This is a genomic window from Maribacter algarum (ex Zhang et al. 2020) (assembly GCF_005885635.1).
GTDB classification, from domain to species: Bacteria; Bacteroidota; Bacteroidia; order Flavobacteriales; family Flavobacteriaceae; genus Maribacter_C; species Maribacter_C algarum.
On the sequence record NZ_VATY01000001.1, the window covers coordinates 40938 to 55181 of the forward strand.

Genomic DNA, 14244 nt, shown 5'->3' on the forward strand with positions numbered 1-14244 from the left:
TTTGTGGCGATTATTCTATTACGATTCGAAGGCCTAGGCCTATATTGTGACTCGAAATACGAAGGTCTTCAAGGTTTCCTCCAAATGATGTCACAACATTTGGAGACCAGGTTTTTCCATACATGTATTGCACGTAAAAGCTTAGATATCGATATATTAAATATGAGAATCCACCACCAAAACGTGTATCTAACACAGTTTTATTAAACTCATCGACATCTCTCAAGTTGATGACCTGATTATTGATGGTCTGATTACCCTGTACCATAAAGGCTAAGGTCAACTGGCCTTTTACATAAAATGCAAAATCTCCAGCCTTGATTATCTCATAGTCCAGCGAACCGTTGAAGTCGATGTAATTAACATCCCATTGCATGAAATTTCCGAGTCCGTCGTCACTTCCAATGGCGCCGTAGCCGGAAAGTGAAATCCCTGTTGATGCATATAGATTATCAAATAAGATTCCGTTTCGATAGCCAAATGCAATGTAATGGTTGGCATTGGGTTGAAGGTTCTCCAACTGATTACCCTGGGAGTCGGTAAAATCAAAGGAAGCAAAGGTCTTTCCTGATTCGAGATATACCTCTTGACCAACTGCGGGTATTGTTACAAGTAGAAATATGATGAGTAAAAATTTATTCATGTTTATCGCTTTATAATATTTACTTTGAATTGTTTGCTACCCGTCACGATTCGCATTGCGTAGGTCGAACTTGAAAGCGCATTTAAATCTAGTGTGATTTCTTGCTGTGGTTTTTGTTCATCAATGAATACCAACCTGCCCATCATATCATATATTGATATGAAAATGTTGTCATCAATGTCTTCATTAAATTTGACATTCAACTCACTATGAATTGGGTTTGGATAAATAACAGCATCTAAGTCTGATTCTGTAACGATAAGTTTGCTGACCTTAAGACCAGACTGAATAAAGCCTTGTCTTACCTCAACGCCGTTTACTTGAGAAGTCCCGATAACACTTGATTGGCCTATACTTTGTTGTACAAGAAAGGCTCCATCCTTTTCGGATAATTGTTTTGAAAACCCCGAGGTGCTAAGTGTAGATCTTAGAAGTTCTTGTGCTCTGCAATTGGCAATAACACATAAAAAGAAACCTAGGGACAATAGGTTGATTTTAGTCATTTGGCTGGTTGTGAGTACTTTAGCTATTTAAACGACAAAATAACCCTAAACATTTGGTCTTAAATAAAGAATGTTGTGTGAAGCCTGTGTTTTGTTGTGTATGATCGATAAAACGTCATTTGTTTAGAGCAAATACAATAATCTAAGGAGGAAGTAATTCATTTTCAATGGTTTAGTGTTCCCTAAGTTATAAGTTTAAAATTTAAAGAAAATCCTCACTTCTCAAAGACCTAAATAAACTTCTGACATACTGAGGATTTCTGTTTGTTGCATTGAGCTAGGGTAGGATATTATTTTCCCTAATTCGTTTCCGTAACTCTGTCAATTCCGGAAACTCATACATGAGTTGGATTTTTTGTCCAACAACCGAATTTCGAGTTTCAACATCAGACTGAACGACGAAGGTGGCAAAAACCTCGGCAATATCTTCTCTGGGACTTGTGGCGGCATATTCAGAAATAAAACGGTCACTATACTTTGTGTAGAAAGAAGATTTGGCAGCTATCGTTTCTTCAAGAGCATTAAACTCCTCTTCAATATCTAGCCAAAAACTATTGTAAAATGTACTGATATAGGAGTTAGCTTTTGAACAACCTTTATTGACATAGTAATTTGTACAATTATTCGGGATAACGCCGGCTGTAAGTTGTTCATTATTTAAAGTCAAAATATGTCCGAACTCATGAATGATGGTGAAAACAAGGTCATCTTCAAAATCGAAACCCTTCTCGTAAGCATAGTCGATGGCTATTGCGAATTGCCATTTTGATAAGTTATTGATGGTTGGATCTACAAAACCCGAGGTTTTCGTTTTTTCACCATGGTAAATCAAAAACTGACTCATCTTAGAACGATAATCTGGCGGAATTATCTTTTTTACTAGCTCCCAAAGTTCTTGATGTTTGGCTATATCATTTTGGAATTCAATTAATTCCCCTTCAACTTCATAGTCTTGAATCTTTATAATATCTTCACCTTCGACTTGGTACAGTGTGATTTTGTCTTCTTGATTTGATGTTTTGGGTTCCGAGGAATTATCAGAGAATTCAGAAGTGTTTTCTTGCTCAATGGGCAATTCAGGTGGTTCATAATAATCACAGGAATTTATGGAGAGCATTATGGTATACACCATAGCCAAACCAACCAGTTTTCTGGTAGTCTTCATAAGTAGGGTCTTAAAGATTCAGGACTTACAAAATATAATTGTAAGATTTTACTTACTTATAACGAAGATTAAACTGTATTATTTTAAACTCCTTTTATTCTAGCCTACACTAGACGTGAGAGTTTTATTTTTCCATTACCCAAATTCATACTTCCGACAATTTCGTTATCTTTTCCCCTTGAAACTTCTGTCTCGAAACCAAAGACCTAATACTATGAAATTGAACTACGTATACCATTTACCAACCTTGATAGCCATGGTATTTTCCTTTTCAGTAATTACCGCTCAAGAGGTACCTCAAGCGGATAAATCCTATGTAAAGGAAATCAAGAAGCTTAGCTCTCAAAAACAAATCAAGAATGCCTTTAAGATACTTGATGAAATTGATGAGCAAACCACAGAGGACCTGATTGCGCTTACTGAAATCGAGGCTCCACCTTTTAAAGAAACCAAAAGGGCAGTTGCCTTTAAAGCGATGCTCGATAAAGCAGGAATAGATAAATCTTGGATAGATGAAGTAGGTAATGTTATCGGACTCAAAAAAGGAACAGAGGGAAATCGCGTAGTAGTCCTTGACGCCCATCTGGATACCGTTTTCCCAGAGGGAACAGACGTCACAGTACAACAAAAAGGAGATACGTTGTACGCGCCAGGAATTGGAGATGACACAAGGGGGTTGGCAATGCTTTTGGCTATCGCAAAGGCCATGAAACAGGCTGAAATCAAACCAAAAGCTGACATCTGGTTTGTCGGTTCGGTCGGGGAAGAAGGCTTGGGAGATTTACGCGGCGTAAAACATTTTTTTCGTGAAGGAGCCCCAAAAATAGATTCTTGGGTGGCCATCGATGGTGGTTCGGCAGGAAGGGTAAATAACGCCGGATTGGGTTCTACCCGTTATAAAGCAGTCTTCAAAGGAAAAGGAGGGCACTCTTGGGGCGCATTCGGATTAGCCAATCCACATCATGCTTTAGGGTACGCGATTACCCACTTCACAAAGGAAGCTAAAAAGTATACGGATGAAGGACCCAAAACAAGCTTTAATATTGGTAGAATAGGCGGTGGAACTTCTGTTAATTCGATTCCCTTTGAATCGTGGATGGAAGTTGATATGCGTTCGGTGGATGCTTCGAGGCTAGTAATGATTGATAGTATTTTTAAGGCTTCTATGAATGCTGCAGTAGCTGAATACAACAAAACCGGAATCAATGATAAAATTGAACTCGAACTCATAAAAATAGGCGACCGTCCTTCGGGAGAATTGCCCATAAGCACTACCTTAGTACAACGTGCTATCGCTGCTACTACCTTTTTTGATGAGCAACCTAGATTGACAAGAGGTTCGACGAACGGAAACATTCCTATTGCCCTAGGAATTCCCGCAGTAACTTTAGGTCGTGGTGGAAAAGGCGGTGGTGCTCATTCCTTGGGGGAATGGTGGATGAATACTGATGGTACAAAGGCCATTAAAATGGCACTTTTAATTACCATGGCAGAAGCGGGTTTAAAACTAAGATAGAATTTAAATAATATGCAGATAATTACTCTTGATTTTTAAAGATCATTATCTTATTCTCCTTGGCTCTATTACAATATTGTTACTTCGTTGTTGACGACTTCGTTCTCCGATACTATTTAAGTCTGAGTAAATTACCCAATGCGGTATTTTTTCGGTAGTTCCAATATTGTAATAAGTTAAACCTTTTAAAACAAACCCAAGATTCAAATATTGACATAACAATCTTTCATATGGGCTTTTTCGAGCTAGCCCCACAATAGTCGTTCGACCACTTTTTAGGTTATAAGAATAGACCAACCTAAAAATAAGGTATTTTATGTAGTTAAAGCCGTATGAGCTTCTACCCGCAAGACGGTCCATTACAAACGTATTTTCCATATCTAACCCATCTTTTAAATTAGAAACGTTCTGCATTTGTTTAGTGAGTAGACTTTCTTCAAAAGACTCAGGTTTTTTTATTCTTTCAGTCACAGAAATTTCGTTTGATATATCAATTTCATCAGCAAAAGAACGCGCGCTATACAATGGTGTCATTTCATCACGCTCATTAACGGTGTAAAAAATAAATAGTGTATAATCTCCTCTCAAATCAGAATCATCAATAAACTTAGAACTTATGCTATGTGAAACTATTCCTTCTCCTTTTAGGAAATACATATATTGAGAGAATCTATTTCTTCTTTCCAAATCCAAAATACTTTGAAACTTCGAATTTACATTTTTCTTAAAGTTATAAACACCCTTTTTCAGGTCAGAAATAGAAGTAATCTGGTACTCGTTTGAGCTGGACCTTTCGATTTCTGTCAAAGGTCTCATTTGTAAAATAGCACAACATAAGTTGTTGGATTTTAATATAATAGAATTACCACTCTCTTGAATTGACCAAAAATCCGTATCATCTATTTTTTCTTTTATTAGTTCTTCCTTCCTGCTTAGGCTTGGATTATTATCAATCAATTCTTTTTTCAGAGAATCTATACTTTTTCTAATTTGATCAAAATGAAAATCATCCAATTTTTTATACTCACTCCTTTCAGGAAACAAAGGAAGCCATCTTTTATCTTTGTAAATCCCAGTTTTCCAAAATATTGGTATTAATGATTTGGGGATATTATGCTCAAAAACGGTTAATTTGCCCAAATTCCCAAAACCATACAACCTTTCATAAACCTTGTGTTTTCCCCATTTTTTATCCATATACAAGCTTCTGGAGATACGCGATACCATTTTTTTTATTTTTTTTGACTCCTCTATGGAGGTCACAATTGGAGAGCTATAATCCAGATAATTCGTAAAATCTTTGACACCTGCCTTTAATTCAATATTCAATTGATATTTATTTTCGATTTCACAAATAATATCTTCACATTCTTGAGCAAGTTGTATAGCAAAACATAAGAATATTTTACATTTTTTAAGTTGGTCAATCTGAACTTCCGATAAGGGAAACCTAATAATTTCAGGTTTATCTGTTTCCTCTAATAATTCAGTAAAAAATTGCTTTAACTGAATTCCAGATGTAATATTATCATCAAAAAAAATTAGAAATGATGGTTTTTTTTGTTGTAAATAAATCCCCAAATTTGTCACAGTGCATAAGGAGTCCAAACTATCTTGTTCACTATCAAATAGTTCCTTTCCAAGATCATATGTAAATATTGAGGCACTATCTTGGCCCTGACCCAAAGATGAAATAAGAAATTTTGAGTTTTTATTGTCAATCTCTTCCTTACATTCAGAAACAATAGTAAGCAATAGATGAAGTATTTTTTCTTGAGACAAAAATCTTATTGTAGACAATAATTTTAAAACAAATCCGACTTCTTCTGCTCCTTTAAATTGATATAAAAACGTTATTATTTTTTCTACACTAATATCTTTTGTGTAATACGTTTTGAAATTTTCAACCAAATATTCTATTAAATCTAAGTTCTTAAGAATTTTTTCTGCTTTGTTCATTTAAATTAAAAGCACCTGTTAAAAGTGCATAGGTAGTTTATATTAGTTAGTTCGTTAACATACATAATCATGTTTCAATAAATATTTTTGGGTAGTAGCACACTGAACACCCAGTACAAGCTTACAATGAAAAGGACTGATTCAATATGATTTAGCAATCAATCTATATAAATACTTTCAATTTCTTTTTTGAACTTCTCACGGATTACCCTTCTTTTTAAGGATAGTTTCGGAGTCAATTCTGATTCGGCTCCATCTTCATGAACGGGTAGCCATTCTTGGGCCAATAATCGGAATTTTTTGATTTGTTCCACATGACTGAATTCCGGATTGTACTTATTGATAATTTTTTGATACCGTTTAAGTACTTTTTTATGCGTAATGATTTCTTTTAAACTAGTCCAAGGGATTTCTTTTTTTGCACAATAGCTCTTCAACGCTTCTTCCGCTGGAACAATCAAAGCCGACACAAACTTTTGCTTATCGCCAATGACCATCATTTGCTCAACCAAGAACTCTTCTTTAATTCTGTTTTCGATGGGTGCAGGTGCAACATACTTGCCCCCAGAAGTTTTCAATAGTTCTTTTTTTCTATCCGTTATCTTTAAAAACTCCCTCCCATTGGGTCCACTAACTAACTTGCCAATATCTCCGGTCCTGAACCATTTCTTCCCTTCTATTTCGGTAAACACCTGTGCATTTATTTCGGGCTTCTTATAATAACCAAGCATCACATTGGGGCCATGAGCCAAAACCTCGCCTTCGTCTTCCTTATAATCTCCACCTTCTTGGTCGATTAAAATTTCAACACCTTCGATGGCTGGTCCCACGGTCCCTAACATAACACCATCCGAATCCATCGTATTTACGGTCAAGGTAGGTGAGGTTTCCGTAAGTCCGTAACCCTCACGTATGGGAATACCAGCCGCGCAGAAAACGCGCATGACTTTCACCGGACAAGGAGCCGATCCCGTTACAACGCCTTTTACTTGACCTCCCAGGGCTTCTCGCCACTTACTGAAAATCAACTTATCTGCAATCTTCCATTTTAGTTTTTTTCCAAAAGATAGTTTTTGATTGATTTCGTAGTCATCCGTAAGGTTCAAGGCCCAGACAAAGAGTTTTCTTTTTGCTCCATCTAAAGTCAAGCCTTTGTTATAAATAGCCTCGTATATTTTTTCAAGAAGTCGCGGCACCGTACTAAACGTAGTTGGCTTTACGGCCGCCAAATCCCCATCAGGACCACTGAGATTATCTGTCCCTGCAAAATAAGTTCCACATCCTTTGTAATAATATACCATGGAAACAGCTCGTTCAAATATGTGGCATAGTGGTAGAAAACTGAGCACATTATCCCCAGTATCCGCCGCCATTAAAATAGATGTTTTCTTAACCACATGCATAACATTGTCATGAGTGAGCATGACACCTTTAGGGTTTCCGGTGGTACCAGAGGTATATATAATGGTCAATAAATCTTCACCCTTAATTCTCTTTTTTACTTGTTCAACTTGTTCTTTATGGTCCGTACTGAAGATATCCTTCCAAAAGGGTCTATCATCATGTTTATCAAAACTGTAAATATGTTTTAAACCAGATACATTGGGTTGCGCTCCACTAAGTTTTTTATATAAATCCCCTCCTCCGCAGAAAGCTGCCTTTACCTCAGCTTCATTCAAGATATACTCGTATTCACCAATACTGATGGTAGCATATAAAGGAATGCTTATGAGACCAGCCATTTGAATGGCAAAATCCATAATGACCCACTCAGGTCTATTTTTGTAAATGACCATAGCGACCTTATCACCGGGTTGCAAACCTAATCCGATTAGACCTGAAGCGGCCTGCTCAGCAGCATCTAAAACTTGCTTTGAACTATAATTTTGCCAATTGCCAGATGCATCTCGACTACTAAGGGATTTTTCTAAAGGATGGTTTTCGAGTTGGTAATACAGCAGGTCAAAAAGTCTAGTCATTGGTATGGTATTTTGATTCGGCTTTTAATGTACAAAAAATACCAGAGGTTTCTTAAAGGAAACCTAGTATATTAAAGCGCAACGCAATGGTGAAATTAAAGCCTTAACTGTCTACTCCTATTCCCAATCTTAAAAAGAGCTATCTTATTTTAAGGACTATTCTCATCTCAATGTTTTTATCTAGAATTTTTTTTCCACCCAACTTCCATAATCGCCAATATTCCAATTAAAGCGGTCAATTGTAAATGTCGACGAAAATAAATGGTCGCTATACCTTGCCCCAAAAACAATATGCTTGGTACTATTCTTAATAACTAAATTACCTGAAATGGCTAAACTGTCTCCTGCTACGGGTCTTACCCTCGTGATATGAAATTCCGAAACAGGAAACTTTTCAACTTCAAAGAAGTCAGCACTTTTGAGATGTTCATTGATATTTCTGATGGGAATTGAATCACTCTTTGGAATGTCGGTCACTCCTATGGTAAGCATATCTACGATAAAACTTCCTCCCATTAGTTCCCCTCTGTTGGAAATAAAGTAACCGCTTTTTAGTTCGACTTCTCCTTCATGCTTAGTCGCTCCTCGCATTTTGGTTCCTTTCCAATGAACCTTTGATTTTTCAAGGTCAATTTGAACCGTGTCACCTAGTTGATTAACCGTTTGTCTTTCTGCATCGGTAATTTTCACCTTTTGGGCATTTGAACCATGCTTACCCATACAGGAACAGAAAAGAATCGAAAGGGTGATATATGTAAAGAAATTATTCATAATTAGGAATGTTCAACCCTAGAATGATGTCCCTTTTGGCGGTCAAAATACCATGGCCTACTTTTAATACCACAATACCCGAACCGCCCCGATTTTGCAATCCATCTCTTTCTTTTTGTATCAACATCGGGTCGTCGTCGAAAAGATAATTATCCAAATAGTATGGCTTCTTGTATGGTTCTACTATGTACAAATGAATATGTTGGGGGTCTCTTCCATCAGGGTATGCAGCAGGTCTGAAACTATAATATGAAAACTTACCATCCGATTCGGTTTTAACCCAACCCCTATATTTACCATGTCTTCGCTCCCATCCTACGGGATTCTCGCTCGGTTCATAAATACCATTCCTATTCGTCTGGTAGAAATAAAGTATGACATTTTTAGCTGGAGTTTTGCCATCTGACTTGAATACCGTTCCCGTTATTTCGATTTTCTTTTCGAAAGACTGATAACCTTCCACAGTATCGATAGTACTAAGTTGTAGGTCCAATTTCTGATAATCTAAGGCCGCCTCGCAATCCTCACAGGGTCCGCCTACTATTTTTTTAGTCTTGCCCCTTTCACGAACTTGCCCAGAGCAACTTGAAACAAAAAAGGCTACCAGAAATAATATTGAAATGATTTTCATGTTCGAAATAGTTTTGAACCAAACTATTCCAGCAATACCAAATCATCAAATAAAGTATGCTAAGCTGAGTAGATTTTATTCTAACCTGATGTTTTCGAAAAAGGATTTGAAATTTCGGCTGTAATTCCTGCTGACTCTTACCAAATGTTCGTTTGTCAAATAAAGGTCGTAGTCTCCATTTTTTCGTGAAGTATAGGATACTACGTCCTCTGTATTCACAATGACACTCTTATGAACTTGCAAAAAATTCTTGGTAGCATATTCCCTTAAGAAGGTCTTAAGCGAGCATTTATGCAAATACGTTCTATCCTTGGTTATTAGTGCTATATACGGCTTATCGGATTTTACATAAATAATTTCATCACAATCCAACAGAATTGCTTTGCCCTTCTTGTTGACTTTAATTTTACGCTTGGTTTTTTGGTATGTACCTTTCTCCAAAATGGATTTATCATTTACGAAAAGAAAATTGCAGAAACCATAAAACAAGACGCAAACGAGGCCATATTTGGAAGTAGTATTTATAAGCGTTCGATAAAACTCAAAGGAATCCTCAAAAAAGAGTGTTGATACGGAAAAAACAAAAAGAGAAAAAGCAGTAAGCTGCAGTATACTTAAAATGACCGGTAGTGTTATATTAAACCTCTTTTTAGCTTCTCTTTTACAGACTACTGTCAATGGAATAAATAGTAACCAGAATGTACTGAAAAGTAGTGATTCAGAAAGATAAAAACTATAGTCCTTGATTGAAGAATGTATGATATCCCTAGTAACAACTACGGACAGAAGGACTATACCTATTAGCAATAAATACTGATTGCTACCACTAGTAATTCTTTTTGACGCTAATATCATTTGTTCGAATCTAATCCTGTATCTAAGTTAAGGAAAACCTTAAAATAATTACTTCAACAATTAATCGTGGGCATAAAACAACTAAACGGACTCATTCGAACATTAGACTTAAAAACTCAGCTGCACAAGCTGGTTTTTCGGAACCTTCGATTTCAACGGTACAGTTCCATGTGATTTTTAATCCTGTATCTCCATAATCTTCTATTTTTGAGATTCCTCCAACTAGTCGAAGGCGACTGTCAACCACAACCGGACTCGGAAAACGAACCTTGTTCAAACCATAATTCACGCCCATTTGAGCAGATTTCACTTGAATTAGTTCTTCCAACATTTTTGAAAGCAAGGATACAGACATAAAACCATGGGCCACAGGTTTTTTAAACGGAGAGTATTTTGTCGCCTTTTCAATATCTACATGTATCCATTGAAAGTCGCCAGTGGCTTTTGCAAAATCGTTTATCATTTCTTGGGTAACGGTCATCCAATCACCGCTGGGAAGCTGTTTCCCTTCCAGTTCGCGAAAGGCGTCAAAATTTTTTAGTGTTAGCTTTGCCATAATTTTATCTTGAAGTTCCTCCGTCAATCGTTAAACATATTCCTGAAACGAATCTTGCTTCATCCGAAGCTAGATATAAATAACCATAAGCGATGTCAATAGGCTGTGCTACCGTTCTTAGAGGGATACTTGCTTCTATAGCTGCAAAATGTTCCTTAGGAATCTTATCCACCATATCAGTCATAGTAAAGCCCGGAGCTATCGCATTTGCGGTAATACCATGTTTGCCTAGTTCCATAGTCCATGTTTTGGACATGGCGATTACTCCTGCTTTGGTAGCAGCATAATTCGTTTGTCCAAAATTACCACGTAAACCTACATTAGAAGCAGCACTTACGATTCGACCGTATTTGTTCGCCTTCATATAGGGAGCAGCAGCTTGGGTGCATAAAAACACTCCCTTCAGGTTCACATCGATAACAGCATCCCATTCATCTTCGCTCATTTTTTCGAGGGTCCTATCCCTGGTAATTCCTGCATTATTAATTAGGATATCGAGTTTTCCATGTTTCTCATTTATTTCAGCGAAGAGATTTTCGATAGCCGATTTATCCGTTACAGAAACCGAATGAAATTCTGCTTTTCCTCCACTCGAATTGATTCCATCCGCGACATCTTGTCCTTGAGGTAACAGATCTACTATAATTACCGTGGCTCCTTCTTTGGCAAATAATTCAGACACCGCTTGACCTATTCCTCTGGAACCTCCTGTTACTACTGCTATTTTGTTTTCTAAACGCATATTACTTTATTTTTATTCCCGGGTAGTTGGGAATCTATATTACTATATTTTTCATTTTGCGTACTGTCAGTTCGAGCGGAGTCGAGAACGGCCTTTTTAGCAAGAAAGCATCTCGATTCCGCTCGATGTTACAGCAGTTACTAAAACTGCATCTCGTACCTTTTTCATTATACCTTTACTATCAATTTCCCTTTTACTTTTCTATTGGTCATTTCTTCCAACGCTTTTGAGGTGTCTGCTAAATCATAAATCGCGTGAATGTGCGGCTTTAATTTTCCTTCTGCATGCCATTTCATGAGCGTCATGGTATTCTCCATATTCGCTTTGGGATTTTTCATCGCAAAAGCACCCCAAAAAACACCTACTATAGATGCTTCTTTCAAAAGTGGAAGATTCAAAGGAATTTTAGGAATATCCCCGGCCGCAAACCCAACCACTAAAAATCGACCATTTCTAGCTACACCTCTTAAAGCTGCATCGGAATAGGCTCCTCCAACAGGGTCGTAAACAACATCGACACCTTTTCCTTCGGTCAATTCCTTTATCGTACTTTTTAAATCTTGAGTGGCATAGTTGATTGTTTCATCTGCTCCGTACTCCTTACATAATGCTAACTTGTCATCAGTCGATGCGGCGGCAATTACTTTGGCGCCCATCAGCTTTCCTAATTCTACAGCTGCTAGTCCTACGCCACCAGAAGCGCCTAAAACCAAAAGCGTTTCTCCTTCAGCCAATCGACCTCTATCTTTCAAAGCGTGATACGAAGTTCCATAAGCCATTAGAAAAGATGCGGCTGTTGGGAAATCCATTTGAGGGGGTTTTGGAAAACATGCATTCGATGGCACCAAAACTTCTTCAGCCAACGCTCCATGCGGTACAAAGCCAAAAACTTCTTGCCCTACTTTCAAATGGGAGACGCCCTCTCCTAGTTCCTTTACAATACCAGCTACATCACTTCCAGGAGTAAAGGGTAAATCAGGTTTAAACTGATACAAACCTTGAATTATCAGGGTATCTGGAAAGTTGAGTCCGCATGCTTTTACTTCTACAAGAACTTCTTTTGCCTTAGGTGTTAAATTCTCCACTTCTTCAAATACCAGGGATGCTGGTGGACCATAGGCTTTACATCGTATTGCTTTCATTTTTTAACTTTTCGCTTATTCTTAAAATAGGACTTGTCAGCTATATAAATCAATTTCTTCACCTCACAAAATACTACAGATCCGTCTTTGTTCGTAAGTTGTGTCGTCTTTATTATTTCCGTTTCTTGGTCTTGAGCTACTTTCTGTTTGATATCTACTATCTCATTTTCAGTATAACTAAAATCTGCAAATAGGTGTTCTTTCGCAGGACGTTTAAAATATATTTCTGCGGATTTATCCCAAACCACATAATTTGAATCCAAAAGATTCATGAGTTGCACCATGGGTATTGGGTCTACCGCAGAAAACATGCTTCCACCGAAAATAGAATTTACGTAGTTCCGATTTTTATAACTCAAAGGAAGCTTGATACGCACCTGTAATAAATCTTCGGAAACTGCAATTATCCTTCCCGTACTTCTACGATACATGGGGGATAGATTGAATCCGTATTTAAAAAGTGTTGGCTTTCCAATGAACTTTGAACCGACCTCACCGATTTTTTGGTAAATAGACATTCTTTCTTTAGGCTTTTATCTATTTCTATTATTTTGAGATTCTCAAAAATTCAACAAATGTGTTCCTAAGTTCTCGACTCCGCTCGAAGTGACAGTACTACTAGAAAAACAAAGCACTTCGAGCTTCATGCTTCTCTATTTCTCTATCACTTTCAGCACCAATTTCCCGTTCTTTTCTCCCGAAAACAGTCGATTATAGGTTTCCGGAAAATTCTCGATTCCCTCGTAAACATCTTCTCTTGTTTTCAATTTACCTTGGGCCATCCATTGCCCCATTTGCAAGGCACCTTCTTGATATCTATCTGCCCAATCGAAAACAACCATTCCGGTCATACTCGCCCGATTTACTAGTAGGGAAAGGTAATTGCTTGGTCCCTTAACCGCTTCTTTATTGTTGTACTGGGAAATCGCACCACAAATAACAATTCGTGCACGCATGCGCAATCGTCCAAGTACAATATCTAAAATCTCACCCCCTACATTATCGAAATACACATCCAAACCTTTGGGACAAGTTTCTTTTAATCGTGCTTTGACATCCTCATTTTTATAATCAATGCAAGCATCAAAACCGAGCTCATCTACCACATATGTGCACTTTTCAGCGCCTCCGGCGATTCCGACTACATGGCAACCCTTTATTTTGGCTATTTGCCCAACGATACTACCAACGGCACCTGCCGCTCCAGATACCACCACAACATCACCTTCCTTGATTTTTCCGACTTCTTGGATTCCAAAGAAAGCAGTCATTCCGGGCATGCCCAATGCTCCAATATAGGTTGGTAGTGGCGCTAATTTTGGGTCCACCTGATAAAAACCTTTCCCATCGGTCGCGGCATATTGCTGTACTCCACCATGACCGGAAACATATTCCCCGACTTTAAATCTTTCATTTTTTGAGGCAATTACCTCACCTACCGAACCCGCGCGCATTACCGAACCGATTTCCATTGGGGCGATATAAGATTTCCCCTCATTCATCCAACCCCGCATGGCAGGGTCTAGGGATACATAATGTTGTTTTACCAGAATTTCCCCTTCACTGATCTCAGGAATAGGATTCGTCTCTAATGACCAAGTAGAAGCATCGGCTTCGCCTTTTGGTCGTTTTACAAATAATAGTTGTTTGTTCATGAATAATTATCTTTTATTGTCATCCCCACGAAGGCGGGAATCTGTTTAATTATCGTTCTATTTTTACTTCTGACTAGCTGTCAGTTCGAGCGGAGTCGAGAACGAGTTTCAAGATGAAATGCATCTC

General features: G+C 37.8%; 14 protein-coding genes. 1 reads left to right on the forward strand and 13 read right to left on the reverse strand.

Features of this window, described 5'->3' with window-relative positions:
• Window positions 1-10 precede the first annotated feature (10 nt).
• The 3 genes from FEE95_RS00185 to FEE95_RS00195 form a co-directional block, all read right to left on the reverse strand.
• On the reverse strand, window positions 11-643 hold the full coding sequence (locus tag FEE95_RS00185) for a hypothetical protein (protein ID WP_138655817.1): 633 nt from the start codon (window positions 641-643) through the stop codon (window positions 11-13).
• Window positions 644-645: 2 nt separating this feature from the next.
• A complete protein-coding gene (locus tag FEE95_RS00190; RefSeq protein WP_138655818.1) occupies window positions 646-1146 on the reverse strand; it encodes a T9SS type A sorting domain-containing protein in 501 nt (166 codons plus the stop codon).
• Between the two features lie 277 nt (window positions 1147-1423).
• A complete protein-coding gene (locus tag FEE95_RS00195; RefSeq protein ID WP_138655819.1) occupies window positions 1424-2311 on the reverse strand; it encodes a zinc-binding metallopeptidase in 888 nt (295 codons plus the stop codon).
• Window positions 2312-2525: 214 nt separating this feature from the next.
• Between FEE95_RS00195 and FEE95_RS00200 the strand changes: the two genes are divergently transcribed.
• On the forward strand, window positions 2526-3827 hold the full coding sequence (locus tag FEE95_RS00200; RefSeq protein ID WP_138655820.1) for a M20/M25/M40 family metallo-hydrolase: 1302 nt from the start codon (window positions 2526-2528) through the stop codon (window positions 3825-3827).
• 45 nt (window positions 3828-3872) lie between these two features.
• On the opposite strand, the gene FEE95_RS00205 is transcribed toward FEE95_RS00200, so the two are convergent.
• From FEE95_RS00205 to FEE95_RS00250, 10 genes are all read right to left on the reverse strand, one after another.
• Entirely contained in the window at window positions 3873-5786 is a 1914-nt protein-coding gene (locus tag FEE95_RS00205; protein WP_138655821.1) for a phosphoribosyltransferase-like protein, read from the reverse strand.
• 158 nt (window positions 5787-5944) lie between these two features.
• A complete protein-coding gene (locus FEE95_RS00210; RefSeq protein WP_138655822.1) occupies window positions 5945-7765 on the reverse strand; it encodes an AMP-dependent synthetase/ligase in 1821 nt (606 codons plus the stop codon).
• 180 nt (window positions 7766-7945) lie between these two features.
• A complete protein-coding gene (locus FEE95_RS00215) occupies window positions 7946-8536 on the reverse strand; it encodes a YceI family protein (protein WP_138655823.1) in 591 nt (196 codons plus the stop codon).
• On the reverse strand, window positions 8529-9167 hold the full coding sequence (locus FEE95_RS00220) for a peptidase associated/transthyretin-like domain-containing protein (RefSeq protein ID WP_138655824.1): 639 nt from the start codon (window positions 9165-9167) through the stop codon (window positions 8529-8531). The genes FEE95_RS00215 and FEE95_RS00220 overlap by 8 nt, the downstream gene beginning before the upstream one ends.
• Before the next feature lie 75 nt (window positions 9168-9242).
• Window positions 9243-10022, reverse strand: coding sequence for a LytTR family DNA-binding domain-containing protein (locus FEE95_RS00225; protein WP_138655825.1), 780 nt, complete (start codon window positions 10020-10022; stop codon window positions 9243-9245).
• A 91-nt stretch (window positions 10023-10113) separates the two neighbouring features.
• Window positions 10114-10578 carry a MaoC family dehydratase gene (locus FEE95_RS00230; protein WP_138655826.1) on the reverse strand — a complete coding sequence of 155 codons (465 nt, stop codon included), beginning with the start codon at window positions 10576-10578 and terminating at the stop codon, window positions 10114-10116.
• Window positions 10579-10582: 4 nt separating this feature from the next.
• On the reverse strand, window positions 10583-11320 hold the full coding sequence (locus FEE95_RS00235; protein WP_138655827.1) for an SDR family NAD(P)-dependent oxidoreductase: 738 nt from the start codon (window positions 11318-11320) through the stop codon (window positions 10583-10585).
• Between the two features lie 167 nt (window positions 11321-11487).
• Window positions 11488-12462, reverse strand: a complete 975-nt coding sequence (locus FEE95_RS00240) for an NADPH:quinone oxidoreductase family protein (protein WP_138655828.1) — start codon at window positions 12460-12462, stop codon at window positions 11488-11490.
• On the reverse strand, window positions 12459-12980 hold the full coding sequence (locus FEE95_RS00245) for a PaaI family thioesterase (protein WP_138655829.1): 522 nt from the start codon (window positions 12978-12980) through the stop codon (window positions 12459-12461). The genes FEE95_RS00240 and FEE95_RS00245 overlap by 4 nt, the downstream gene beginning before the upstream one ends.
• 135 nt (window positions 12981-13115) lie before the next feature.
• Window positions 13116-14117, reverse strand: a complete 1002-nt coding sequence (locus FEE95_RS00250) for an NADP-dependent oxidoreductase (RefSeq protein WP_138655830.1) — start codon at window positions 14115-14117, stop codon at window positions 13116-13118.
• Window positions 14118-14244 lie beyond the last annotated feature (127 nt).